Origin of the sequence: Mucilaginibacter sp. McL0603, assembly GCF_049992945.1 — a bacterium.
Lineage (GTDB): Bacteria > Bacteroidota > Bacteroidia > Sphingobacteriales > Sphingobacteriaceae > Mucilaginibacter.
On sequence record NZ_CP188251.1, the window covers coordinates 2,641,534 to 2,668,323 of the forward strand.

Sequence of the window (26,790 nt, forward strand, 5' to 3'; positions counted from 1 at the left end):
TAACTCTGTGTTTTTTATAGTTATCAACGTAGTTTATTATTATTTCAATAGGTTGTTGCTTGATATTTAGATTTTTTTGTTATATGTCGTCTAAAATATGGATATTGGGACTTTTAGACCATGCCTATAAATGCCTGTAAATCAAGTCAAAAATACAAATAATCAAGAAAAAACAATTCCTACATTTAAATTAGTAGATTTTTTCTGTGGAGCCGGTGGGATGTCGTGTGGTTTTTCTCAGGCCGGAGTAAAGATTTTAGGCGGAATTGATATTGAAAAACAATTCGAAAAAACCTATTTGAAAAATCATAAGGGTGCCAAATTTATAAACAAGGATATTACTAAGTACCAGCCGGAAGATCTTCAAAACAAACTTAAAATAAAGAAATTTGATAACGAGTTAATCTTTATTGGTTGTAGCCCGTGCCAGTACTGGAGCAAAATTAATACGCTAAAACATAAGTCTTCCTATTCAAGTAACCTTATTGGAGATTTTCAACGCTTTATAAAATATTTTATGCCCGGATATGTTGTTGTAGAAAATGTTCCGGGATTACTAAACGCAAAAAATAACCATACCCTATTGGGTTTTCTTGATTTCCTCGTATTTAACGGATATAAGTACGAGTATAAGATAATCAGAACCGATCAGTACGGAGTTCCTCAGAGGAGAAAAAGATTCGTGTTAATCGCTTCCAGAATATCGGACAAAATTTCCTTCCCTGAACCTCTGGACGACGAAAATTTAACTGTAAGAAACTATATTGGCGAACACAATGGTTTCTCAAAAATTCCGGATGGTCATATTGACCTTACAGATTTCAATCATTCAACCTCACATTTAAGTCCCTTAAACAAACGCAGGATTGAGATTACGCCTAAGGATGGTGGCACCAGAAAAGCTTGGAAAGACGATGAGGAACTGCAGATTGATGCTTACAGAGGGAAAGGGAAAGACGATATATTTAAAACTATTTACGGCAGACTTTATTGGGATAAACCAGCCTCTACTATAACAACCCGTTTTATAGCCACATCCTGCGGAAGATTTGCCCATCCCGAAGAAGATAGAGGCCTCTCTTTACGCGAAGGCGCAACTTTACAAACTTTTCCCGTCACTTATAAATTCATTGGCGGACTGGTTTCTGTAGCCAAGCAAATTGGTAACGCAGTTCCACCTGAGATGGCCAGAAGAATTGCAGTAAGTATAATTAATTCATAAATGGCAAAATTTAAAGCGAGGGCACGGACACTTGATTTACTCGGCAGGCAACAAATCGCAGGGATTCCTACGGCTATTAATGAATTATTTAAAAATGCACATGATGCCTACGCAGATAATGTGGAGGTAGATTACTTCCGAAAGGAAAAGGTATTTGTGCTGAGAGATGACGGGTTAGGAATGACAAAAAATGATTTTGAAACCCGTTGGTTGACCTTAGGAACAGAGAGTAAATTTACAAACAGAAAAACCCCTCCGCCACCGGTAGATCCTGATAAGAATATACGCCCAATAATGGGTGAAAAAGGTATCGGCAGATTAGCGATTGCCTCAATCGGAAGCCAGATGCTGATTTTAACCCGTGCCAAAAGAACGGGTGAATCCCATCCAATTGTTGCGGCCTTTATTAACTGGAATATATTTGAGCTACCCGGCCTCAATCTTGATGATATTATTATACCGGTCAGGGAATTTGATGAACTTCCTTCCTATGAGCAAATTAAGTTAATGCAGGATGAGATAGCAGATTCTTTAAGACCTTTGGTTAAGAATGATGACCTAACTGATAAGGAGTATGACGCATTAATTGAGGGTATTTATTCATTCAGATGTTCTCCCAAAGACCTTGAAGCGGCTACCGTTGGCGTAACAACACTAAAGGACGGCAAATGCGGTACCCATTTCTTTATTTCACCAATTAACGACTCAATAAATTACGATATTGATGGTGACAGGGAAGACAAGTCATCTTCGAAAATAGAAAAGATGCTCGTAGGGTTTACGAATACAATGACTCCCCAGCATCCCAAACCTCAAATAGAAGCTATTTTTCGTGATTACAAGGGGACTGACGGTACCTATACAAGCATAATCGATAAAGACCAATTTTTCACACCCGAAGATTTTCAGTTAGCCGACCATCACTTTAGTGGTGACTTTGATGAATTTGGCCAGTTCAGTGGCAAGGTACAGGTTTATCGTGGAAGCGATGAACTTCATAAAATCAACTGGGCTGGTAATAATTATAAACCTACCTTTTGCGGGCCATTTCATATTAATGTAGCCTATTTTCAGGGTACTCAGCGACAGTCCATTATAGACAAAGAGAATCATGCAAGGCTTTATGCAAAAGCTGAAAAATTTGGTGGTTTATATATTTACAAAGATAACATCAGAATACTTCCCTATGGAAACCCCGATATTGACTGGCTTGACATTGAAAAAAACAGGTCAAAAAGCGCGTCCTTTTACTTTTTCAATTCGAGGCGGATGTTCGGCGTTTTAGATATATCCAAGTCACAGAATTCCAATTTAAAAGAAAAGGCAGGTAGGGAAGGTTTTATAGAGAATAAAGCATATAATCAGATCAGAGATATTCTAAAAAACTTTTTCACCCAGTTGGCGGCTGATTTTTTTCGTGAAGGATCAGGCGCAGGACCGAAAGCTGAAATATGGGTTAAAAAGAGGGCGGAAAGAGAGGCATTTTTCAGGGCACTGGAAAAAAGAGACCAACAGTCAAAAGCTAGGAAAGAGAAATTCCAAAGTGATCTGAATAAGTTTTTTGAAAACAGGGACAAGGATCAGTACACGAATGATATTAATGAAATTTTTCACACTGCCAAACGGCGGTTTGAAAATGTGGCGTATATAGAAGATCCTGAAGAAGCTGCTCAGGCATTGATAGATGCGGAGTCTAAAGCACGCCAAGATATTTCGGACTATCGCAACAAATTAAGGATATCCACGCCGCGGGGATTTACCATTTCAAAGGAAACGCGCCAAGATTATGAAGCATATACTGAGGAATATGCAAAAATAGAGTCGAATTTAATTACGAAGACAGGCGATGAAATAGATGTGCTGGTTGATGACTTTACAAATCGGCTTCACATCGAAATCAGTAAAAGAAAGCGTCTGGAACAAGCTGTTGACTTCATTTCCATTGAGGCCAAAAAAGCGACTTCTAAAAAGCAAAAAGAGGCTAAAGATGCCGTCTCTGAAATAACAGCAAAGGTCAAGGACCTGGCGTCGGATCTGATGATTGGCCTTGAAAATAAAATACGAGATGTTAAAGACCAGTTCAAAAACCTTAATATGATTGAATCTGCAGATTTTAACCTCGTTAATGAACGGAAGCGTGTTGAGGACGAAATCAGTGATGAAAGAGATAAGGCTACAAAGGTACTTGAAAGTGTGATACAGCAGTTGCACGGAATATACTGGAGTACAGATCCTGATAACAATATTATCACCAGCGATCAGATTAATGATGCCATGTCCGAAGAACTAGAGGATTTAAGGGACAGGATTCATGCAGATATTGAACTGAGTCAACTTGGACTTGCAGTCGGTGTAATACATCATGAATTCAACAGTAGCATTAATTCAATCCGGGGAAGCCTAAAGGATTTGAAAGCTTGGGCCGATGTAAATGACAAGCTGGATGGTGTATATAATAATATTCGCATAAATTTTGAACATCTTGATGGCTATCTGAACTTGTTTACGCCGTTGAACAGGAGACTAAACCGGAATAAGGAAGAAATTCCCTCCATGGACATTAAAATTTTTTTACTGGATCTGTTTAAACCACGGTTTGAGCGGCATAATATCCAGTTGTTACATACAAAGGGCTTCACGAACAGAAAATTGTTCGGATTCAGGTCAACCTTCTATCCGGTCTTTGTAAATGTAATTGATAATGCGATTTACTGGTTAAAACAAAAAAGCGATGAGGGAGAAAGAATAATAAGACTTCATGCCGATGATACAGGGTTCTATATATCCAACAATGGACCGGCGATTTCTTTAACTGATGCGGAACGAATATTTGATCTTGGATTCACAAGAAAGCAAAATGGCCGCGGGATGGGACTGCATATCAGTAAGGAGGTTTTAGAGGTTGAAAACTACCGTATTTTTGTAGATACCCCGAGGGATGGCAGTTCAGTTACATTTAAAATTGAAAAAATAAAGGGAATCGATGAAAACTGACAATTTCGTTCTGCAGTCAAAAAAAATCTCCAATGATTTTATCCAAAATGTCATTTTCATTGATGATGAAGCTTTTAAAAAAGCTGATAACAGTGGTGCAAATGATCTTGATCCAACAGCACTGACACATGCATTCGCCAGACACCGCAAAATATGTGCAGTATACAATCCCCAGGCAGAGGCAGAAATATCTGATTTGGCATTTGTGGCAAAAAAAGCTGATATCGCCGTACTGGATTGGAGAATTAATCTGAAGGATGTTAATATTCAGCCGGAAAATGAAGAAGACGACGAAGATAATATTGACCCTAGAGGTCAGCATACTATTAAAATCCTCAAAGAGGTTCTATCAGTCGGCGATATTGGTCATGACGGACTAAAGCTGGTTCTTATTTACACCGGTGAAATTGATCTTGCAGCAATCACAACGGAAATATTTAATGAGCTTAATAATCCTAAATATAAGAAGGATACTGATTTTAAAATCAGTTCCGACTACACATCGATCCTTGTTATTGGGAAACCGGCACTCGAAAAACAGTTTAAACATAATCCAGAACTTCTAAAGCAAATTGTTTCATACGAGCTTCTGCCTGACTTTATCACTCAGGAATTTTCAAAAATGACATCAGGACTCGTTTCTAATATGGCTTTGAATGCAATAAGTACTATTAGGAAAAGTACTGCCCGCATATTGAAAATTTACAATAAGCAAATTGACCCTGCATTTTTGGCTCACCGGTCTTTACTTCCTACTCCTGAGGATGCCGGTGATCTTTTAAAAGATTCAATAATCAGCAGTTTTTCATCTATCCTGGATTATCACAACGTTATCGATAACTGTTCTTTTAAACAGATAAAAGACTGGATCGGTCAATTTACTTTCTCAGCCAAGGAAATCAAACTTCAAAAACAGCAGGTTAAAATTTCCGAAGCCGAATTAAAAAACTGGCAATTGAAAGGCTATCTCAACTTTCTGAAGGAAGCAATGCAAAAACAATTCCCTGCCGTTGTTATAACAGACGAGGCGATTTTGAAGTTGTTCAGGAGTACTAAAGATACATTGCCATTTTTTACACCAGATGATTATATAAGCTTAAACTCTAACGAAAAATTCTCTATTCTCACTCACCATAAAAGCAATTATACTGATTCTTCATACAGACCAAAATTAACTTTAGGAACAGTACTGAAAGGAACAAAAAACAATCAGTACTGGATATGTATTCAGCAGAAATGCGATAGTGTAAGAATTCAGGCGAATGAATCCAGAAAGTTTTTATTCCTACCGCTGGATGTAATTACAGATGATAAATCTTTTCATTTCTTGGAGCAAACAGAGGGTTCTTTTGTAAAACTTAAGGTAGATTACAACACCCATAAGATCAGAACAATCAGGTTTCAGGCAAATCTTAATGAAATGGTTTATGCCCGTAAATATGGCAAGAACCCAAATTACTTGTTCAAACCGTTATACTCAAAGGGACACAAAAAGTTTGATGCCAAATCAGATGAAATGTTTCAGTGGGCTTTCGACCTCAAAGACGCGCATGCTCAAAAAGTTGCCAACCATTATGCAGCGCAATTATCAAGAGTAGGATTAGACGAGTCTGAATGGCTAAGAAGAAATAGCAATTAGAATTTTAAGAGGTGGATGACAAACTGCAAAATATTGTTAACTCACTTGTGAGTATAAAAAAAGCTGATCAGTTTGTAAAGTATATAGATTTCATTCAGTTCCCATTTTATAGAAATCTTGAAGTCAATTCTAAAATTAATTTTGATTTCCCGCTAACAGTATTTATTGGGCAGAATGGGTGTGGTAAAAGCTCTGCATTACATGCCGTCTACGGTACTGTTTATGGTAAAACTCCCTATGAATTCTGGTTTGACACAGAAGTGGATCCCATCCAATATTATGATGATGAAAAACGAAGACATTCATTTTGGTACCAATTTAAAAATGAGAAAGGAGATATAGTTGAGGTCGTCAAAGCAAGAATAAGACGGGAAAATGACCCTAATTACTGGGAGACAAGCAGGCCACTTACTTGGGCTGGGATGAAAAAAGGTGACGGTAATTCAAGGGGTAAGCCGATCAAAAAAAATGTAATCTATCTTGACTTTAGAGAGGAGCTTAGTGCTTTTGATAAATTTTTTTATTTCGGAAATAATTTAAAGGATAAAGCACGAAATAGACAAGAGTTTATCAGAGAGAAATCCATTATTTTAAAAGATGTATTCAGTGGGAATAAAAAGTTTATTATAGAGGGGAAAAAGAAACTTAATGACCCTTTACATATTTTTAATAAAGCTGAACTGGATGCGATTTCATTTATATTAGGCCGCGAATATACTTCCGGTAAGTCGATTAAACATTCCATATTTTCAAATGAAGGATATTCAGTTTTATTTACTACTAATTTTGCTGTTTATTCCGAGGCATTTGCTGGAAGTGGTGAGATGGCAGTTGTCCGACTTGTTCAAATGGTACTTAATGCTTCAGAGTATTCATTGATTTTGTTGGACGAACCAGAAGTTTCGCTACACCCCGGAGCTCAAGCACGGTTAAAATTATTCTTGTTAGAACAAATCAAGTTAAAAAAACATCAGATCGTTATAACAAGTCATTCCCCTTCAATCATTAAAGGATTGCCAGCAAGTTCAATTAAGGTATTTCACCAGAATCCGTTAACAGGGCGATTTTTAATTCAGGAGGGCCTTTCTCCAGAGGAAGCTTTTTTTCATATAGAATTCCCTTTAGAAAACCGGAAAAATCTAATTGTAGAAGATAAACTGGCTTCCGAAATTATCAAATCGGTACTCCGAAATTTAGGTGAAGCTACTGAAAATCTGTTTAACGTTAATTATAACGCGGGCGGACAGTCTGTAATAAAAAAGGAATTCATAAGCGTTTTTTGTAGGAGCTTGGAATTGAAAGATTATGTTTTATTTGACGGAGACCAGAAAATAATTGAAAACATTCCTGATTGGAAAAATCTTGCAACATCAGAATTAACGGTTGTTTTTTTACAACAGAAGGTAAAAGAAATCACAGGGGAAGACATAAAATTTTCAGTTGACGGCGGTGTTGATGGAGGGGATCAGGAACAAAAAATTACGTTATTTAAAAAATATCTGGACTTCTATAAATCCAATGTTTTTTATTTACCTGGACAAATTCCTGAAGATATAATATGGGACGATAGTAAAGCCAAACAATTGGTTTTTTTAACCAAAGGAAATGCAATCCAAACAGATAAGATTATGAGTAGTATTGAGAATTTAAAATCAACAAAGGAAAGGTTTGCAAGGCTATCTGAAGAAACAATAGGCAGCTCAACCAGTGAGAATATTATCGCTATTCAGAAAATATTCATACAAGCTTGGATGGAAAAAAGAAATAATGACTATGAATTTTTAGTTGATACCATACACAGCATTAAAAACTAGCCGTGATTTAAATTAAATTGTGCTTGGAAAGATTGCCAAATTACATTCAATTTGTAATTGAAGATTGAATGCTTAAATTTTGTTTTCGTGAGTCAATCGTGAGTTTTACCAAACTTAAGGGCAAAAAATCTCCTTTAAACTATCATAGACCGCATGAGTTCGATTCTCGTCGGAAATCAATTCAAATTGAAATTTCATACTGGGGTTTAAAATAATTTCTTTGCCTCCAAATGAAAAATAGATTAGTTATTTTAATATCATTGGGGAATGTCATGTAATATTGGCTCTACTGCCTCTAAAAACTCCAATAAGTGTTCTAAGAATTTCCCTTTTGGGCTACTAGATTACCAAAATTACCCTTGTAAGGTGAGGAACTTACAGGTTTTTTTGTTTTTACTGTCACAGTTACTGTCAATAAAAATAGCATAATTTTATTAAAATTAAAAAAAGGTATACTATTAAAAACCTGAATTAGCTAGTTAGATAGTTTAAATCTATGTGTATTTCAAAACATACTTAGCGATTTTTACTTATATTAGTACGAATAATTAATTGAACAGTGGATGAAATCCAGCTATTCATTACACGTTCAAGTACATAGCAAAGTTTCTAGAAGCGGATTTGAATTAACCCGAGGTATGATATACCGGATATTAAGCTTTAATTTAAAGACTTTATACATATTATCTCATGTTTGTCTTATCGTAAGTTTACTTTATAGCTGCGGTAGCCCTGACTCTCAAACCCCAATATCTTTAACACCCATAAAACCAATCTCATTGCTTCCAGAATGGAAAGATATCTCAAGATCATTTGATTTTCGTAGCATAAACTTAACCGATAATGGAAAAGATGGCTGGGCGGTTGGTCAGGGAACGATCTGGCATTACCGCCTGGGTGCTGATAACAAGGGTCATTGGCAGGACGAGACCCCCGCTGAAATTAAAACAGATCGAAGATATCCTTCTTCAGTAGCAGTGCAGCAGGATGGCAACGCCTGGGCGGTTGGTCCGGGAATGATCTGGCATTATAGCCCGGGTGCTGATAACAAGGGTCATTGGCAGGACGAGACCCCGCCCGAAATTAAAAAAACAAATCTTTCTTCAGTAGTGGTGCAGCACGATGGCAACGCCTGGGCGGTTGGTATTGGAACGATCTTGCATTACAGCTTGGGTGCTGATAACAAGGGTCATTGGCGGGACGAGACCCCGGCCGAAATTAAAAAAGCTCAAACAGTTCTTTATTCAATAGCGGTGCAGCAGGATGGCAACGCCTGGGCGGTTGGTGATGGAACGATCTGGCATTACAGGTTCGGTTCTGATAACAAGGGTCATTGGCAGGACGAGACCCCGGACACAATTAAAAGAGCTCGAACAAATCTTTTATCAGTAACCGCGCAGCAAAATGGTAACGCCTGGGCGGTTACTGACGGAGCGATCTGGCATTATACCCCGGGTGCTAATAACCATGGCCAATGGAAGGACGAAACCCCGGTTGAAATTAAAAACAGTTTAACGGTGCTTAATTCAGTAGCGGTGCAGCAGAATGGCAACGCCTGGGCGGTAGGTCGTGAAACGATCTGGCATTACAGTTTGGGTGCGGATAACAAGGGTCATTGGCAGGACGAGACCCCGACCGAAATTAAAACAGCTCAAATAGATCTTTCTTCAGTAGCCGTGCAGCAGGATGGCAACGCCTGGGCGGTCAGTTTTGGAAGGATCTGGCATTACAGCTTGGGTGCTGATAACAAGGGTCATTGGCAGGAAGAGACCCAGGGCGAAATTAAAATAGCTCAAGCAGTTCTTTCTTCAGTAGCCGTGCAGAGAGATGACAACGCCTGGGCAGTAGGTGGCGGAACGATCTTGCATTACAGCTTGGGTGCTGATAACAAGGGTCATTGGCAGGACGAGACCCCGGCCGAAATTAAAAAAGCTCAAATAGATCTTTCTTCAGTAGCCGTGCAGCAGGATGGCAACGCTTGGGCGGTTGGCCGGGGAACGATCTTACATTACGGCTTGGGTGCTGATAACAAGGGTCATTGGCAAGACGAGACGCCGGACACAATTAAAAGAGCTCGTACACAGCTTTTATCAGTAGCCGTGCAGCAGGATGGCAACGCTTGGGCGGTTGGCCGGGGAACGATCTTACATTACAGCTTGGGTGCTGATAACAAGGGTCATTGGCAAGACGAGACCCCGGACACAATTAAAAGAGCTCGTACACAGCTTTTATCAGTAGCCGTGCAGCAGGATGGCAACGCCTGGGCGGTTGGTTCGAATATGATCTGGCATTACACTCCAGAGGCTGATAACAAGGGTCATTGGCAAGACGAGACCCCGGACACAATTAAAAGAGTTCAAACGACTCTTTCTTCAGTAGCCGTGCAGCAGGATGGCAACGCCTGGGTGGTTGGTTCGCATATGATCTTGCATTACACCCCGGGTGCTGATAACAAGGGTCGTTGGCAGGACGAGACCCCGGCCGAAATTAACCGAACATTTCTTCAATCAGTAGCCGTGCAGCAGGATGGCAACGCCTGGGCGGTTGGTGACGGAACGGTCTGGTACTACAACCCTAATAACCTTGGTAAATGGTATCGTGATCTGGAGCTGTTGTCCTTTCCTTCTAGTTCAGTTGCTATTAAACCAAATGGTGGCGCCTGGGTTGTTGGCATAGGAATCGTTGAAGGAAGTTCTATCCCTATTACCCTGTTTTCATTAAAAACAGTCGACTATGATAATTTGAAAACGCTACAAGGTTCCATAAAACTCAAAACCAATGCACCCCTTTATGATGTCACTTTAGATCTTCATCCAGAAAAGGACACATTAGTTCATTTACTAAGTCAAAGGCGTTATACGAAGCATCGGAATGAAGATGGTAGCATAACAATTAAATTCCGTGATGATGCCAAAAATGTTTTGCAAGACTGGCAAGGCAAATACCTGAAAATAAAAGTAAGTGTTAAAATTCACCCTAGTCTATCGATATGGAATAATTATGAATCCAATAATTTTAGGTTAGATAAAGAAGAGATTTGGATCATTATTTTACGGAATAGTATTATTGTAGGCTTATCCATTTTCGTATTAAATTTTCTTCTTCTTCTTTTGGCTATACCTCTACCTTGGTTTAGGAAAAACATTTTTGGAGAAAATTTCGATCTACTCCTTAGCATTTTCAGCGTAAAGGGTATAATTACTAAGCCGCTATTAATTTGGATTCAGCCAATAAAACAAGCTATTTTAAAGAATTACAAAATGGAAATTTTAAAAAGACCTGATTTACTGCAATGGTCAATTGGACGCAAAAAATATAATCCACCACAGGTCGAAGAAGTGGATAGTGGCCATTTGATCGAAAACCTTTGGAACAAGATAAAGAGCAAAAAGAATAATAATTTATGGTTGATTGAAGGGCGATCAGGTTTAGGCAAAACGGCATTGTTAGAACAACTAACCATAGAAGCTTTAACGGTAAATAAAACACCGATTTTACTAAAACTTGGCCTATTTCAAAATGGGGGTATGTCCTTACAAAGTGAATTTCAACGGTATGGACAGCTCGAAGTAGATGAAAAAACAGCACTTAGCATAGTAAAAAATGGCAACTTTATTATTCTTTTGGATGGGTTAAACGAATGCAGAGATCAGGAAAACGTAAGATCGTTCGTAAAACTCGTTTTAAGAGAAAATATTGTAATTATTACTTCTCAGTTTACTCCTGACTGGCCGGAAATCCAAAAAGAAAAAATTGATTTAAGGCCATTTGGTAAACAACAACTTCAGTTTTTGCTAAAAAATGATGCTTGGGTTGACAGCATACAAAGAGCAGAATATTTGTTTGATTTTTATTCAAATGACCAGGTTCGAAACGATTTTAATTTTCTTCCTTTCACAACTACTCTAATTGCCGAATATATCGTCAACAATAACGGCAATTTACCAATTACCCGCTTAACCATTTATAAGGAGCTAATTGAAAAACTGAAGGATGAACTTCAATTTATAAATCTCAAAAAGAAGGCATGGTCAATGTTTTGTGAAAATAGCCAAAACCTCGAACCTGATAATTCTGTCGATAATATCGACAGCCAGTTTTTGGAAACAGCGAAAAACGAAAAGGTACTTACAGTATATATAGTACAAGGGAAAAAATACTACCGTTTTATTCACGAACGAATCTTTCGCTTTATAGTAACTTACCATCTATACGGCCAAAATAAATTTCCTGACATGGAAGAACTTCACAATAAACTTAACAACGGCCAGGACAAATTATATTGGGTGGACGTAATTGAGTTTTGGGGAGAGTTCTTGTCGGAAGATGCAAATACTCTCTCAGCAGGAACAAATAAATACAAAGATTTCTTGGTTGAAATCGGTAGCTTCGAACCATTGATATTAAAGAAGCGGCTTATTTATCAGTGGAAGAGGCTTAAAAGCAAACATCCTGAACTTATTGATAGGGAGTTTGAAGATAAATTGCTATTGATACTTGCTCAGGAAGGGGAAGAGATATGAAATCTCTTTTTTATCTAAAATTAAACTGAGCCTATATTTAATTTTAGATATTCATTTAAACATGATGGTGTAATTGCATATTGGCAAATTTGTGACAACAGTAGTCCTCTACTAACCGAAAAGCTGGTTTTCTTTTTTAGCATTTTTTTCTCCTTGTTCGCATCTTCAATTAAGTATAATAGAAATTTATAAAAAAAATGCATTTCAAATTTTCCCCTAAATATCTTTGAGCAATCTGCCTTCAAAAATTCTTGCTCTTTTTTATTTATATCATCATCGGTTACTGTAAGTGCATCTGGAAATGTTTCTTTTATTTTTTGTAGATCGTAATTGCTTCTGAGTTCTCCTATTTTGAGCAATATAAAGTCCTTCGGAAGGCTTTCGTCCAAAGACACATTTGTTGAAACTCCCGTTTTATTCCTTACGCACTTTAAGACGGCATACCATGCGTTGAATAGAGCTGTAGCAGAATGGTAGTCCTTTTGGTTTTTTCTAAATGTTTCTATAATAATGTGAAACTCTCGATCTTCTTCAGTGAGGGAAAATTCATTTTTCAGAATTTCAATCAAAGTTTCTTCTTGACAATACAAATTTTCTATACTATAACAAGGTGTTTCATAGATGTGGGGATTTTCATTTTTTTCATCGAAGTCACGGTCTATAAAATACAGTTTTTTATACTTTTTATATACCTCCTTTTCATCTAACAATTGAAATGTTTTAATAACTGTTTGTTTATTACCGCAAATAATTGGGTGATAATTAGTTTGTGAAAATGCTTTTATTCTTGGCGAATAATATTTACTGTCTTGGCCTTCAAAGAAGCAAAATAAATCTGTTTCACGACGATTAGACAATAATACAAACTTGTGATAAGCTGTTGTAGCACTATTTTTTGCTACTAGAATAAGGTCAGTTGCGGAAATCATTTTTTTATTTTATTCATAAAAATATATTCGTTTAACCCAACGGCATTTATAGCTAAGTCGTTATCATAGATAAAAGGAGAATGAGTTACGGCAAACAAAAATTTACATTTACCGCTGTTTAATATGTCTGGTAATAATTTCATTTGCCAAAAAACCGATAACGATAATTCAGGTTCGTCAAAAAGGACAATAAAATTTGAATCCTGTTCTAAGTAAATTTTAGAAAACAATGAAACTATTTGCTTTTCTCCAGAAGACAATTGGTTAAGGTGAACTTCTTCTTCTGTTGAACCATTTCTTGTAATTTTTAGAGAGACCTCTCTCTCATTGTAAATGTATTTCTTACCATTTAAATAACCGTTACAAGTGTCTACAAAACTTTTAATTGAAATATCTAGCACTTCTTGTTTATTATATAATTCAATTAACTTATTTATGAAATAAATTAAACCCAAATTAGCGCTTGTTGATTTCCCTGTTTTTATTATTGCAATAATCTTATCCTTATCATCTTGGGAAATATTGGGGCCTACTCGATGCAAGATTGTTTGAATTTTTTCTACATCTAACTTTGCAGCATTATTAGTTTTTGTGTCAGGGAAATTTGTTAAAAGTTGATGTAACATTTCGCCTGTGATTTCTGAGAAACCAATTACCGAAGACCGTGTTATTTCTTGAGTTAAACTTTTTATTCTCTCTTCCACATCGGTCATTCCAAATTGAATTACATCATCGTCAAGAGTTCTTTTGCTAATATCATCCATATCTTCTTCGTCCAAAAAATGGCTGTATTTTTCAAGAATTTCTCTTTTTGGTAAAAAGCCAATATTTTTTAAATCTTCTTCAATTCTGCGATATGTTGGGAAATAGAGAATTTTACCATCAACTGTAGCATCGATTTCCGCTATCGTTTTAAGGAAACCGTTTGCCTCATATTCATTTAAGAATTTTATCACTGTTTCATATATGAAACTGGACGGTGCATTAAAATTTAATCCAAAATGACGCAATGCGGACAACAATCGAAGCCTTTTTTGTTGCTCTGGAATTTTGGAGTCAACAATTGTTTTTAAATCACTAATATTCTGCTTAGTTGCTTTATCCGTCAAAATTGTATACAAATGACTTCTTCCAGATTGGTTTCTGGGTCGTTGTACAAAAAAATTTAACTCATCTTTTTTAATAACTATCTTTTTTTTATTGTCCAAATGCAACTCAATAGTTGAAAAATTAATTTTATTCAGCCTGTCAAATTTCTTTGAAAGCAAAAAATACATTGCATTTAAAACTGTCGTTTTGCCCAACCCATTATCCCCAATAAGAATTTTCGTATTTGCCTCGAATGTGATATCTACATTTTGGCTTCCAAACAAATCGTTGATGATAAATCTTTTAATATTCATCTTTGGTTTTTTTAAAGATTGCGAATTTTTAAAACTACTATAAAAACTTCATCGTTTTAATCATCACCGTACAATAAGTTATTATTGCTCTGTTGAATTACGAATTAATAAAATATAATTTGCATTCTGACCCCGTTTTTTCACGGTATTTATCGAATGGTGATCCTATTTGTAAAAACTTAAAAACAGTTAGATTCATACTTTATTGGGATTATTTATGGCCTTATTGAAAAAATTGGAGATCAATTTTAAAATATCTGCCTTTCTGTAATTGGGCGCTCGCGGAAGGTTAGCCAAGCAAAAGGTATTGCTTTAATGTTGTCCTTACTAAAATAAACCGGGTTTCCTTCGTCATTGTATCTTTTAAAGTCTTATGGAATAGGTAGTACTCCTTTAAGCCATTTTAAGCCATTAGAGCGTATATCTTTAAACTTCCAAAACAATTGTAATACGTAACCACTTCAATTATCTTATGGCTTGTGATGGCCTTAAAAAAGGTAATGAAGCGTAGTGTAATGAACTTTACCTGGCTAATCGTACAAGCCTGTCTATAATTTTCCTGTGGCGTGTATCTGTCTTCTTTGGAAGTTATCTTTAATGCCTATTAAAATGGATAAGCTAAATACATTTACCTAGACCATCCATCAAAAAATGGTGGCTTTTTAAATGGAACACAACATACCTTTTACGGCTTTATCTAACTATTTAAAAATACCGTTAAAACACGGTTTGTACGTAATGTTAAAAATATTAATTTTCACTATTAATAAAACTTATGGAATGGGAACAAACTAGAAAAGAGACAACTGAAGTTAAAGGCAGTGTAGTTTCTGAGCGTATTATTTCTGAAGTTATTAAGCCAACTAAAAAGGTATTCGGATTAAGTACAGAAGCATATGATTTAATATTTAAAATAGTTGGCTTAATAACTATAATAATCTCGATTATCGAATACTTTGATAAGGTTAAGAATGAACAACAACAAAGAAAGAATCAATATATTTCTGATTCTACCGCTAACGCACACTATCAGCAAGATAAATTGAGACAGGACTCTAATGCCCGAAATGAACAATTACAATTTCAGAAGGATTTAGAATTTAAGAGGCAATCTTTAGAAGCTACTCTTTCAAGCAATCTTAGACAACTTTTTACGCAAAGAGATATTGAGATACAAAAGGAGAACAGGCTGTTTGATGTGACCGCACTGATAAGTGCGTCAACGGAAATGAATGTACTTTTACATAAATCGCCTGAGAGCGACTCTTATATCGAATCAAAAAATAAGTTCCTTTATGATTTAAAACCCAAAATCTTTATACTGGATAATGATACCATTAAAATTTATAATTCAATTTTAAAATTTGAAAAATGCCTGTATACTTATGAAACCGTAAGATCAGCCTCGAATGTGTTCGATAAAATATACGACGAACTTTCAAAAATCTATGATAGAGAATCAAAATTTCTATCTGATAGTGCAACTTTATTTAATAATCGCTTAATCGTTTCAAATAACAATTTAGAACAAAATTATTACAATTCTGGATCTCAAAAATTAATTCAATTATTTGAATTAGCGCGGAAGTATAGCGAAGAAATGGAACCAATAGACGAAGTTTCATTAATTCCTTCAGAACCTCAAGATTTACAAGAACTTGGGAAGGAAATTCGGATGAAATGGAGCGCAAGTAAGTCATTCTTACATGAACTTGAAGGTATTGAAAAGCTTCATCAACATCTAGAATTTAGTAAAGCGGATTCCATACGTTTGGTTCATTTTGTAGGAAATCAGTCATTTAGATTCGCATGCTATAATACCGCAGAAAGATGTAAAAGGCATGAAACAATTTTGTTGGACATTATGACCGAAATCAAAAATAAATATGATTATCAAATGAAGAAAATTACTCGTCGGTCAAAACCAACATCTAAAGTAAATATTCTTAATATCGACAATTGAAATAACTCAAATCAACCTAAAACGTTGCAGTTTTTAATCGATTGATAAATGTGCCGTGTCTGTAACACGGTACATAGAGTCCCGTCGGCGGGACTTTCTTATCCTTATCTTATTTTGTCTAAACTCTTATGCAACAAAAAAACCCACGTTTTCACATGGGGTCTTGGGTGTTTACAACCAGCTCTCGCCTGTTAGTCGTTTATCCCAGCCGTAATCACCTAGAGCTTGCTTCACTTCATCATAAGTAAAATATCTGTTCTTACCTACTTTGCGTCCGGTTATCGTTCCTCTCATAATCCAATTCTGAACCGTTGTTTTCGTTACCTTAAACGTTACCGCAATATCAGCGATAGTCATTAATGGTCTTGTTTCTATTTCTGCCTGTCTTTTCTTTTCTAAAATCTTGTCGATTATCGGTTCAAGAATTAATTCCAGATAGGCAATTTTAATTTCAATATTTGAGTCTCTTATTTTATTTGCGGCATGCTCATTTTTATTTAATGGTCACAGCCTTGAATCGCTCTTCTACTTTTTTCTTCAGGTCCCGCAATGCCTTAGTCCTGTTCTCTTTTAACGGCGCTATCGCCGCAGCCGCAATTGCCTTTTCGAACCGTCTGAAGATTGGTTCAAATCGTTCTTTATTTTGCTGATTATTCCGCAAGGTGCTTTTAACTCGATCCTTGCGGTACTAAAAGGTCAGACTGATAAATTTTGTATAAATACCCCGTATTGCCGATAAAGGTGCAATTATTTAACCCTGAATACTTTACATCGTTGAGATAGTGAATATCGTGAACTATTCTGCTTATCACATTATTCATGAGTCTTGATTTATTTTACAAATTCATAATTTCAATGCAATAAGGCCTTAATTTCGAGCCAACTTTTTTATGTAATCCGAAATTCATAATGGGCAGCTATCGGCAATTTTATACAGTCTTGAAGTTCGCAGAATACGAATATTTTCAGGGTCAATTACATTATTTGTTTGAATCTGCCCTTCTCTATTGTCAGGCATTATTTCAATGGCCAATACACTTAAAGGTGCATTAATGTCCATACCTTTCCGCAACAGTTTTGTCCGTATATCTTTTAGTACCCATGAAGTTAACCCTACAGGTTTGTCAACGTTGTTATTTCGCTGAGGTTTTTGTAAGGATACCTGGTCTATAAGAATATTCCTGTATTGTTTCCCATCTGCTTGCAATACCTGCGCATATAACAATGCATAAACGCTTGTTCTCGGAAAAAGAGGAGTGCAATTGTTGCCATTTAAAAATGATTCTGCATACACTGCGCTCACTTCAATGGTCTCAGGTTTTCTTAACGAGCTTACCCGAAGTCTTGGTGCAGGATGTTGAATACCTGTCACACGTAAACCGCGGCCAAAGCGGGCCTGGGCTGTTGACCACTTTTTATCCGTGTGGCCTACGCAAAACTGGTAGGTAAAAAATCCAAAAAGTTCCGGTGAATCGGGATTTAATCCGTCAGGTATCATCAATAAAAAATGGCGTATGCCTTGTTCTTCAGCGCCTGCCTTAGCTGTTGCTGGTGATAGTATTTGCATGGCATCAAGACCTGAATTATCTTTTATTTGGAGCGGACGTATCATCCGTATAATTTCAGAATCGAGATTAATAGCAGGCTCAGCTATTTCGTGCTCAACATCAATATCGTGAATGGCCAAGGCCGGGTCAGGCGCATAAGCAAGCAATCTTGCAAAATAGGTGTCGTCAGGATTTTTGACCGGTTCGGCAAATTCTATCCACAAGTATTTTCTTTGTTCTGATGTTGCAGCATATTGATTATTGAAAAGCTGTTCGTCACTGTCAGTGGCAGATAACGCTAATCCCACAGAAACTATTTCGGGCACCTGCGAAGGAGGGTCTGTGATGGGTAATGTATTCTCCAGGTTATAGGGCTGCGTGGCATAATTATACGCCGTCTCATTGAAATTAATGACCTTGTTAAAGCGCGGGGAGACACGGTAACGAACATCAATAGGTTCGGGAAACTCTGAGGGTCCCTGTGAAGCGCCCACAGGTTTAGCACCCGGCTTAATATTTAATGCATCTATAAAAACCAATCTTGTTTTTAAACGATCCGGCTCCTGCATATTTTGCCAGTTCAATCCTTTGGTCAATCCAATCACGCCAACCTTTTCTTCGTTATCTTCTTCAAAATCTATCCCGTCTGCTCTGTTGTATTTCCACTGGCGGAAAACCTCAAAGCTATCCGCCTTTAGCATATCCCAGCACCAATCCCTGTTAAGGTTAAGTTGAATAACAGATATCCATTTCCTTGACAGGTCATCTATAGTTGCAAAAGTAATGGAAGAGTGATCGGGAGATAAGGTATGCCCTATAAGATTGGAGCACCCAAACTGAACGCGTTCATCTTCCTTCCCCATAAGTGAGAGCCCGTTCTTTTTAAAACCGCTTACAGTTGCAAGTCGTTCAACAATGCTGACATCTGTCTGGTTTTGATCACCTCTTGCGGCGGCAGCACGACTTTCCTGCGCTGTTTTGGGTACTTCGGGACGAAAGAAAATACTTAATAAAGAATCCTCTGTTTTCTTCAGCAAAGGAGCAGTTTCAAGGCTTTCAATACTTTGTGTGATATCTTTTTTTACAGGTGTGCTGAAACGAAAATCTTCATGGCCGAAATAGTCTGTTTTACCTGTGCTGCAAAATGACCTTATAGTTATACGGATCTTCCTAGCTGTTGGTAAGATCAGCGGGCCGCTTGGTGTGCTGACATCTACGCCCAGTCCAAGCTCATCCGGTTTTACCCCATCATTAAAAAAAACAACAGGTACATCTCTGAAATCGAATGGAAGATGAAGCGTATGGTCAGCTTCATCCAATGATAATACATAATCGCCAAAGCTGCGGACGGTTTCATACAGCAGCAGGTAAGGCTCCTTAGGCGTAATAGCATGCAAAGCATTATAAGAAGCTTCCCTGTCCATATCAAGCGTTACCGCTTCAACAATAATGTGCACTTTGTCTGCATCGGGATCCGCGACAGATACCTCCCTTGAAGCCAGTTTGAACCGCTCAAAAGTCTCCGGATTATCCGGATCCTGTATTTTGTATTTTTGGGTTCCATCAGGATCCACAGTGATTTTTGCAAGATCACCTGACGCTGCATCTAAGGCTACCCTGTCCTCCTTTAATAACTGTACAGCCCTGGCAGTATCATCTGCGGCAAATAAAATGGCCGGGTAACCCAATCGCGGACGAATAATTTTTAAACCATTGTCTTCATCTGATATTGCAGGCGGCGATGGTGCCACATTGCGTGTAAACTTATGCTTGCAAATTCCGCTTTCGCCGGGATTTAAAGCCTTATCACCGGTAACAGGACCACCGCCGGAAATATCAGAAAGCCTCACGCGAAATGCATAATGCTTTCCATACTTCAGTTCCATTTCCGTTCCCGGCGTTTGTTTATATAATACCTTCGGGTTTTTTTCGGGTTTTTTTATTACTTCAGCGGCTTTATACTTAGCTATATTATTTATTTCTTCCGGTATGGGATCAGGTACAGCAAGCGAAGCGCCATTCCAGAAAGCAAAAAATGCAGGCAGCCATAACTGTGTTTCGTTATCATTGCTTCTTGCGGGTGAAACCTGCACGCCCAATTCGCCTTCATAATTTCCTAATTCTATTCCTGCTAAATTTAGAGGTTCTATTGAACTAATGGCAACCTGCGATCTCCATTTTCCTTTTGTTTTATTTTCGGTTAAGCTAATGTCATCTGAATCAAAAACCGCCTGGCTTATTTCAGCCACATCAATACGATAGCGGCTGACAGTTAGTTTGGAATGCGCTTTTTGCGGTGATCCTGGCAATATCGCTCCCAAATGCGTATCCGTAAAACTTCTGCTCATCCAGGTTAATATTTGTTCATCATCCCAGCCCAGTCTTATACCGGTATCCATCACTGGCGATAACCCCTCTTTGGTTTCCAGGATCGGGTTCGTATGAACAGCCTGGCTGCAATGAACAATTTTAGCGAAGCCATCATCATATTGAACTACATCTTTAAATACATCATCAAAAGGCACGGTGGGTTCTACATTTCCGAATTTATCTATGTGCAGCACAGGGAAAAGCACCGGTGCAAACACCTGCCTGGATTCAGTTGCCGCAGGTATTCGTGCGGCATAATATTGCACCAGATCGCTGTTTGTTAAATGAAGCGTTGTATCAGCAGCATCCGTTTCATCAAAATCAAAATAGATCCAGCCACCTTCTTTAAAAAGGTCTGCGTTATCAAAAGGAACTTCAATATCGGAATATAAAATACCCAGCTCTTTTGCCAGCAGGGGCTGAGAAAGTGCAAATGCAAGTACTTGCGCCCAGTTTACATTATCTTTTCTTACATAAGGATTTGTAAAACTACTGTTCTTTAGGGAACAGAAATAACTGTCATCTGTAACGGCGTTATCGTTGAGCGGCTTACTAAATCCAAATGCATTGCGGTAGGCTTCAGGTAAATATTTTTTTAAGATAACCGGTTTTTTGGTGGAAAGTTTATCCCTTGTATCTGTGATGTTAAATTCTGCGGCAATCGCATTAAAAACATTTTCCCTGCTGTTGTTTTGAAAAATAAGATTGTGTTTTGGCTGGTAATTCGCATCATCAGCATGATCTCCTGATACAGGCAACTTATCACTTTCTCCCTGAACCAACCATGCTTTTAGTTTAAATGTGGCGCTTACAAAAGCGGTAAGATCCTCGTTGTTAGCCAGATCAGCAAACGGATCATTCCTTGGCAGGATTACCACATTACAGACAAGTTTGCTAGCTCCCGCCTCATTTAAATGTATGCGTTGCGGAAAAGGAAGTATGAATAATTTTTTATCCTCGATAGCCATAATAATTAATTTAAAAAGGATTTGGTAAATCAATTTCGTGCTCAAAGTCCTCTGAGAAGTCCCAGCTTAATACAAAGGCAACCGTAACATCGAGTGTAAATACGCCGCGTACAGTGGCTGTCCATTCAGTATGTGGCGTCACACCGCCTTTATTAGACACTGTGCCGGAAGCCTCCACCTGCACGCTGACAGAAGCAAGACCACCGCCAACGGTTAAAACACCTCTGAGCATTTGCCCAACGGTCATAGTTGTGCCATTATCAATAGAAACACCAAGACTGATCACACGGGTCAGCGATACATAACCAACCATAGGCAACTGCACGGCTACGGTTGCGCCAAAACCCATAGTGAACTTAAAGGTTGGCTTAGCGTCCGGCAATTCTATGAAGACTTCTACTTTAGCAGTGCCGACACCGTAGGCCGTAACTGCCTCAATGGTTATTAAAAGCACCTGTATTGTAGCTTCAAAACCCAACGACACACCTGCACCAGCTTTAATTAAATTACCAGGATCTGCAGAAAGTGACAGGTTGAAAAAAACACCGAGATCAAGCCCCGCTTCAACTATCAATGGTGCAGGACCGGGCAGTTGCGCTAATTGTACCGGATTTGGAAATTTAATTACCGGGATCTTTTCTTCGATGGTGCATTTATAGCTCCAGCTATCAGGGGAATTGCCCATTACAAAACTAAATCCCGATGCAATGATATCCTTACTTCCGTTTTCGCTTGAAAGCATATATAAAATCGAAAGCACCTGGATTATTTTCTGCAGATCGGGATCTTTGCCCCATTCTATCCTTGCCTTATCAAATGTCGGCTTTGCACCTGGTTCAGCATTAAAGTTTCCATTTATTGTAATTAATGGTTGAAAAGGACCAAGGTTGACCACAATAGCAACACCAGTATTGCCCATCTGCCATCTTTTCGTATCATCAATTGCATCTAACGCTACTTTAAATAGTTGATTTGGGGTATCCACTCCTCCATAATCAATATATATCTGAAAGATCTTTTCATCTACCAAATACAACTTTCTGCTTTTCTTGTCAACCGGCTTAACGACACATTCCGGTGGTATAAAATTATCCAGTGCTTTTGCAACCTCAGTGGGGAATGATATACCCGCAGTATCTTTTGTAATGTCAAGCCTATCTACTGTTACTTTGTCAGTATTCAGCGATAATGATCCGCTGTTATCCGGGAAAATAGCGTTGCTTTTAAGAAGGCTATATGGATCGGCAAGAACAGGATTGGTCACCAAAATCTGCTTTAAGCCATTTGTGATCCCGTTAATAATGGAATTACCGTTTGAATCAAAGGAAGGGCGCGGAAATAATAATTTTTGCGTACCGGTGCTTTGAAGCAGTGCATATTCTAGATCCGCCGGCGCTGGCTTGACTTTAGCATATTTTTCAATTTCAAGCGGGTTGCCTAATACATGCAACGAGTTTTTAAAGTCAATATTTGCTGGATTTCCGGAGTCATCAAATTGTAGTTGTCCATTGCGGATAAGCGGCACAGTCTCATCATTTGTTAGCGGCAAGGTTGCGCCGTTTGTTATTTTCTTAACTACAGACCAGCTCCCTCCTTTTGGCAATTGTAACGTTCCCCGTGCTGCTGCAACTAACAAAGTAGAAGTAGTAGCTGTGACATCTACCCTTGTTACATGCATCATTTGATCGGCGCCGGCAATATTTACGATACAATCAACAGGCCCACCCAATGCACCTACATCAGGCCTTGTCATAAAGGTTTGCAAATCTTTTTTAGTATAATACTTGTATAACTTTTTTCCAGCGTTATTACCTAATATAATATACCCGAATTGTTTTTTAGATGGCACCAGTTTATAATTGCTTTCAGCAAGCTCTGCTGTATCTTTAAATCCGCTGACAACGTTTTCTATCAGTACATCTGCGTCAAAATAAACTCCGGCCATTTTAACGTCATCAAGGTTTTCGAGCTGTTGCGGAAGTGATGTCTGAGTATCCTTAATAGAAGTTACATTAAACACTCCTTTTATTACACCAGGGTGGCAATCATATCCAAAATGAAACCGGCCCGGCCCCGTTGCTACCCAACCAGTATCGGTCCGAATGATATTGCCATGATTTTTTCTTTCGATGATAATTGTTCTTACTACAGGAACAAAAAAGGGTGCAATAGCGCTTTTGATCTGTATTACTTCATGAGCCACCCTCCCAATGAGGATGTTAAATTTTACTTGGCTTACGGCGCCCGCATCGGCAGTTTTATCAAGCCAGTTACTAAATATACTCGCGCCCAAACCGGAAAAATCTATTCTTCTCAGCGGAACCTTTGCATTGGGTGAACGGGATGATTTAAATGTAAGAAATGCTTTCTTATTAACTTTATCCACCTGTATGGTTTCAATATCCTGCTCGTGCCACATTTGTGTATTGAACTGTCGGGTTATTGGTATCCCCAATATTGAATCCTCATCGTAAGTAATTAATGTTTGTGTTACTTTAGTCACCTTATTAGTAACTGTATTGTGTAATAAAGCAAAATCAGCATTTTCCGTAATAACAAACTCGTTCAATAATGCAGTTGCAGTTTGATTACCTGCTATTACCTGGCTTAATCGACTATCAACAGGGGGGAAATCAAACCTTTTTGGCATCTGCAGAACGGCTCCATGAAAAGAAGCGTCAGGAAAATTATCACGTGGCACGCTCAGGTAACCTTCTGATTTGGCTGTTATTTGTATGGCTCCGGATAACGGCTCTTTTTTTAAATTAAAATCAGGTTGATTAAAATTTAATACACTGTAGGAATAAGGGTCTGGTTTTGGTTTAATAATAAGTTTATGTAGCTCAGGAGGAGGGGGCGGTTTTACACCATCAACCATCGGATGAAATAATGCAACAGCATTCATACCAAAGGGCAATGCAAAATGAGCCGCAGCGGCATATTTACTTTTCTCATCCCGGAAACCTTCAACAATATAATTAACAACCGCGACCGGCGCCAACGTCACATCCGCCTTATTTGCACTCGAAATGCGCGTAGCCACGCCATGGGCAGGGAAAGGATTTTCCTCAGTAAAAACAGGAGGTTTAACATTCTGGTCTTCAAAATATACCGGCTCCCATTGCACATGCGGAAGCGTGAATGCTCTTACAAATCTGCCGGAACTCACCAATTCATTGTTAGCAATACGGTAGACCTGGTTCACGTGATAACCTGTATTTTCCAGAACGGCCTCAATACCATTTTCGGTATTATCAAGCCTACGCGAAAATGCGACTCCCATTTGAGAAGCCCTGCCTGACACATCTACCAGCGAAACATTGCCCGGCAATATATGCAGCGTTGAAAATGCGCCCGTGGTATTTGTTTTCGAATGATAAACAGATTGATAGTTTCCGTAAGGCGTGGCATCCGGTGTTATATCAGCCGTCATTCCTTTCGATGCTATCTCATTCTGCAGCATTTCATCATATATTTTTTCACCGGGATGAGGCAGCGGAAAGTGTAATAAAACATCTGCCAATTGCTCATCACTGATTGTTCCCTTTGGAATAAAAACATTTCCATTTTCATCTGAAAGCTGCATGATTAATTCAGCTTCATCTGTTTCGTTCCAGCTAACTGTTGCCAGTAAGCCACGGGCGGGTAGTACATTACCGTTGGGTAATGGCTGATCATTAAACAGGCTGGTGATATACGGGTCGGGAAGTGTATGTTCAATGCCGGGGACTGGAAACAAAATAATGCAATTCCCTTCAGCTGCAATACCTGAGGCATCTAACTTACCCACCACTAAAAATACTTTAACCGGGTTTACGCGAATAAGTGCATTCGAAAGCGCAAAACTGCTAAGCTGTTTAAATGCGTTGTTTTCAAAAGCTATCGCCGGATCCATCGCGCTTCCAACAATTACCGCAGTTATGCCGCTTCCATCCCGGAAGAGCATTAATTCGGCCGATGTTTTTAAAAACACCCTGTCTCCGTTAGAAAGCAAAGGGCGATCTATGTTTACATTGATGGCTGCATTGGTAATATGTTGTTCACTGTTTTTGCGGTGAGAAATAAAATTACCTTTCCCTCCGGCAGCATAATTCATTTCAATAACAGAACGCCGCTTCTGCTGCTCATTGCCCCTCCACAGTTTTAATTGTTGTTTGGCAAGCAGGCTAGGGTTGGCAGTATAAGTGATAAGAAGTGTTTCAGGCGAGCTGCGTATAAAAAATCCCTTTAGTTTAACCGCACTATTTTCCAAACCATTCCAGGAGAGCGAAAATCCCTCATTAATATCAAATCCTATGTACCCGCTTTCTGATGCTATACCCAATCTTTCAAAAGCTAATGGATGATTGGTACTCACAACAGGAAAGTACCAGGCAGCATTGGTAATCTTTCCATCTCCTTTTAAATCAAAAACCGGGGAAGAGTTTTCAGTAGCTAAGAAAGAATCATTTTCTGTTTGTAAAGGAAATGACAGCAATTTTTTGTCCGCCGCCCAACTGCATTTAATATCTGAAGCAGAAACAGAATTTACCGTGCTTCCAAACAGCTTAGATGAAAATGGTTCGGTATGCGTGAGTGTTATTTTTGGGGGTTGTGGTAACCCAGGACGATGTTTGAAAGTGAAGACAAATTTGTCCGGGTAAGTAACTGTATTGCCTGCAGCAACCGTAAAGCCTGAACCATCCGGAATTTCATTTTCAGGAATACAGGTAATGGTGAATCCTGAAAAAAACACAAAGGGGGCGGCAGCTATTTTATTACCAGACTTGGTAAAGCCGCTGTCAAACAAGACGTCACACTGCTTTAACTTAATACTGGTATATAATGTTGCATCAGCAACATTACTATCAAAATGAATGGCTGACAGCCATATTGTGCAGTCGGCTAAATTCATATTGGTAACAGCACCATCTGGTACAACAATTGGTGTTTTTGCTGATATTACTGCGGAAATTTCGGCAGTTGTTGGTAATTGAAGAAGTAACTGATGCGCTAAATAGTAAAAATCAAAAACTATAGATTTATTGTCTGCTATTTTAAAAGGGCCGAATGATACCTCTGGCTCAAGGTGTGTATCTGTAAAGCCGATTGCCGCAGGCAACAAATCACTAACAGTAATTTTAAGCCAATAAGAATCATCAGTTGTGCGGAGGGGAATGTTATTAAAAATTTTATCGGAAAATTCATTGATATCAGTGATGATGTTATCTGAAAAATCACGAGTGCTGGTTCCTGCTTTATAAGCCGGCGCTTCAATATATACAACTGCCTGACTTAACGTGAGAATGATCATTTTCTGAAATTCATCAATAGCTGCTTCACTAACCGCATCTGCTTTTAGTAACGGAGCCCAGAAAAAATACAGGTAGTCTTTAATTTCGTCGTTGGTCATTCCGGATAGTTTTCAAATGAAATTGA

General features: G+C 38.3%; 11 protein-coding genes. 6 read left to right on the forward strand and 5 right to left on the reverse strand.

Annotated elements, in window-relative coordinates:
• The first annotated feature begins 130 nt into the window (after window positions 1-130).
• The 5 genes from ACPPVU_RS12485 (at window position 131) to ACPPVU_RS12505 (ending at window position 12,192) form a co-directional block, all read left to right on the forward strand.
• A complete protein-coding gene (locus tag ACPPVU_RS12485) occupies window positions 131-1,222 on the forward strand; it encodes a DNA cytosine methyltransferase (RefSeq protein ID WP_426672042.1) in 1,092 nt (363 codons plus the stop codon).
• On the forward strand, window positions 1,223-4,216 hold the full coding sequence (locus ACPPVU_RS12490) for an ATP-binding protein (protein WP_426672043.1): 2,994 nt from the start codon (window positions 1,223-1,225) through the stop codon (window positions 4,214-4,216).
• On the forward strand, window positions 4,206-5,855 hold the full coding sequence (locus ACPPVU_RS12495) for a response regulator receiver domain (protein ID WP_426672044.1): 1,650 nt from the start codon (window positions 4,206-4,208) through the stop codon (window positions 5,853-5,855). Before ACPPVU_RS12490 ends, ACPPVU_RS12495 begins: the two co-directional genes overlap by 11 nt.
• 11 nt (window positions 5,856-5,866) lie before the next feature.
• On the forward strand, window positions 5,867-7,669 hold the full coding sequence (locus tag ACPPVU_RS12500; protein WP_426672045.1) for an ATP-dependent nuclease: 1,803 nt from the start codon (window positions 5,867-5,869) through the stop codon (window positions 7,667-7,669).
• Window positions 7,670-8,448: 779 nt separating this feature from the next.
• A complete protein-coding gene (locus tag ACPPVU_RS12505; protein ID WP_426672046.1) occupies window positions 8,449-12,192 on the forward strand; it encodes a hypothetical protein in 3,744 nt (1,247 codons plus the stop codon).
• Between the two features lie 20 nt (window positions 12,193-12,212).
• Here the strand turns inward: ACPPVU_RS12505 and ACPPVU_RS12510 are convergent, their stop codons facing one another.
• Both ACPPVU_RS12510 and ACPPVU_RS12515 read right to left on the reverse strand, forming a co-directional pair.
• Window positions 12,213-13,121, reverse strand: coding sequence for a DUF4435 domain-containing protein (locus ACPPVU_RS12510; protein ID WP_426672047.1), 909 nt, complete (start codon window positions 13,119-13,121; stop codon window positions 12,213-12,215).
• Window positions 13,118-14,524 (reverse strand): AAA family ATPase, encoded by a 1,407-nt coding sequence (locus ACPPVU_RS12515; protein WP_426672048.1) that lies wholly within the window; start codon window positions 14,522-14,524, stop codon window positions 13,118-13,120. The genes ACPPVU_RS12510 and ACPPVU_RS12515 overlap by 4 nt, the downstream gene beginning before the upstream one ends.
• Before the next feature lie 775 nt (window positions 14,525-15,299).
• On the opposite strand from ACPPVU_RS12515, the gene ACPPVU_RS12520 reads away from it, so the two are divergent.
• A complete protein-coding gene (locus ACPPVU_RS12520; protein WP_426672049.1) occupies window positions 15,300-16,487 on the forward strand; it encodes a hypothetical protein in 1,188 nt (395 codons plus the stop codon).
• 171 nt (window positions 16,488-16,658) lie between these two features.
• Here ACPPVU_RS12520 and ACPPVU_RS12525 read toward each other — a convergent pair whose 3' ends face one another.
• The 3 genes from ACPPVU_RS12525 to ACPPVU_RS12535 form a co-directional block, all read right to left on the reverse strand.
• Window positions 16,659-16,844, reverse strand: coding sequence for a helix-turn-helix domain-containing protein (locus tag ACPPVU_RS12525; RefSeq protein WP_426672050.1), 186 nt, complete (start codon window positions 16,842-16,844; stop codon window positions 16,659-16,661).
• 547 nt (window positions 16,845-17,391) lie between these two features.
• A complete protein-coding gene (locus ACPPVU_RS12530) occupies window positions 17,392-21,372 on the reverse strand; it encodes a hypothetical protein (RefSeq protein WP_426672051.1) in 3,981 nt (1,326 codons plus the stop codon).
• A gap of 10 nt (window positions 21,373-21,382) precedes the next feature.
• On the reverse strand, window positions 21,383-26,764 hold the full coding sequence (locus ACPPVU_RS12535) for a hypothetical protein (RefSeq protein WP_426672052.1): 5,382 nt from the start codon (window positions 26,762-26,764) through the stop codon (window positions 21,383-21,385).
• Window positions 26,765-26,790 lie beyond the last annotated feature (26 nt).

What these genes read in the sequence shown, in the direction of transcription:
- ACPPVU_RS12485 (WP_426672042.1), top strand. Translation starts at nt 131, where the DNA reads ATGCCTGTAAATCAAGTCAAAAATACAAATAATCAAGAAAAAACAATT.
- ACPPVU_RS12490 (WP_426672043.1), top strand. Translation starts at nt 1,223, where the DNA reads ATGGCAAAATTTAAAGCGAGGGCACGGACACTTGATTTACTCGGCAGG.
- ACPPVU_RS12495 (WP_426672044.1), top strand. Translation starts at nt 4,206, where the DNA reads ATGAAAACTGACAATTTCGTTCTGCAGTCAAAAAAAATCTCCAATGAT.
- ACPPVU_RS12510 (WP_426672047.1), bottom strand. Translation starts at nt 13,121, where the DNA reads ATGATTTCCGCAACTGACCTTATTCTAGTAGCAAAAAATAGTGCTACA.
- ACPPVU_RS12515 (WP_426672048.1), bottom strand. Translation starts at nt 14,524, where the DNA reads ATGAATATTAAAAGATTTATCATCAACGATTTGTTTGGAAGCCAAAAT.
- ACPPVU_RS12520 (WP_426672049.1), top strand. Translation starts at nt 15,300, where the DNA reads ATGGAATGGGAACAAACTAGAAAAGAGACAACTGAAGTTAAAGGCAGT.
- ACPPVU_RS12525 (WP_426672050.1), bottom strand. Translation starts at nt 16,844, where the DNA reads ATGACTATCGCTGATATTGCGGTAACGTTTAAGGTAACGAAAACAACG.
- ACPPVU_RS12530 (WP_426672051.1), bottom strand. Translation starts at nt 21,372, where the DNA reads ATGGCTATCGAGGATAAAAAATTATTCATACTTCCTTTTCCGCAACGC.
- ACPPVU_RS12535 (WP_426672052.1), bottom strand. Translation starts at nt 26,764, where the DNA reads ATGACCAACGACGAAATTAAAGACTACCTGTATTTTTTCTGGGCTCCG.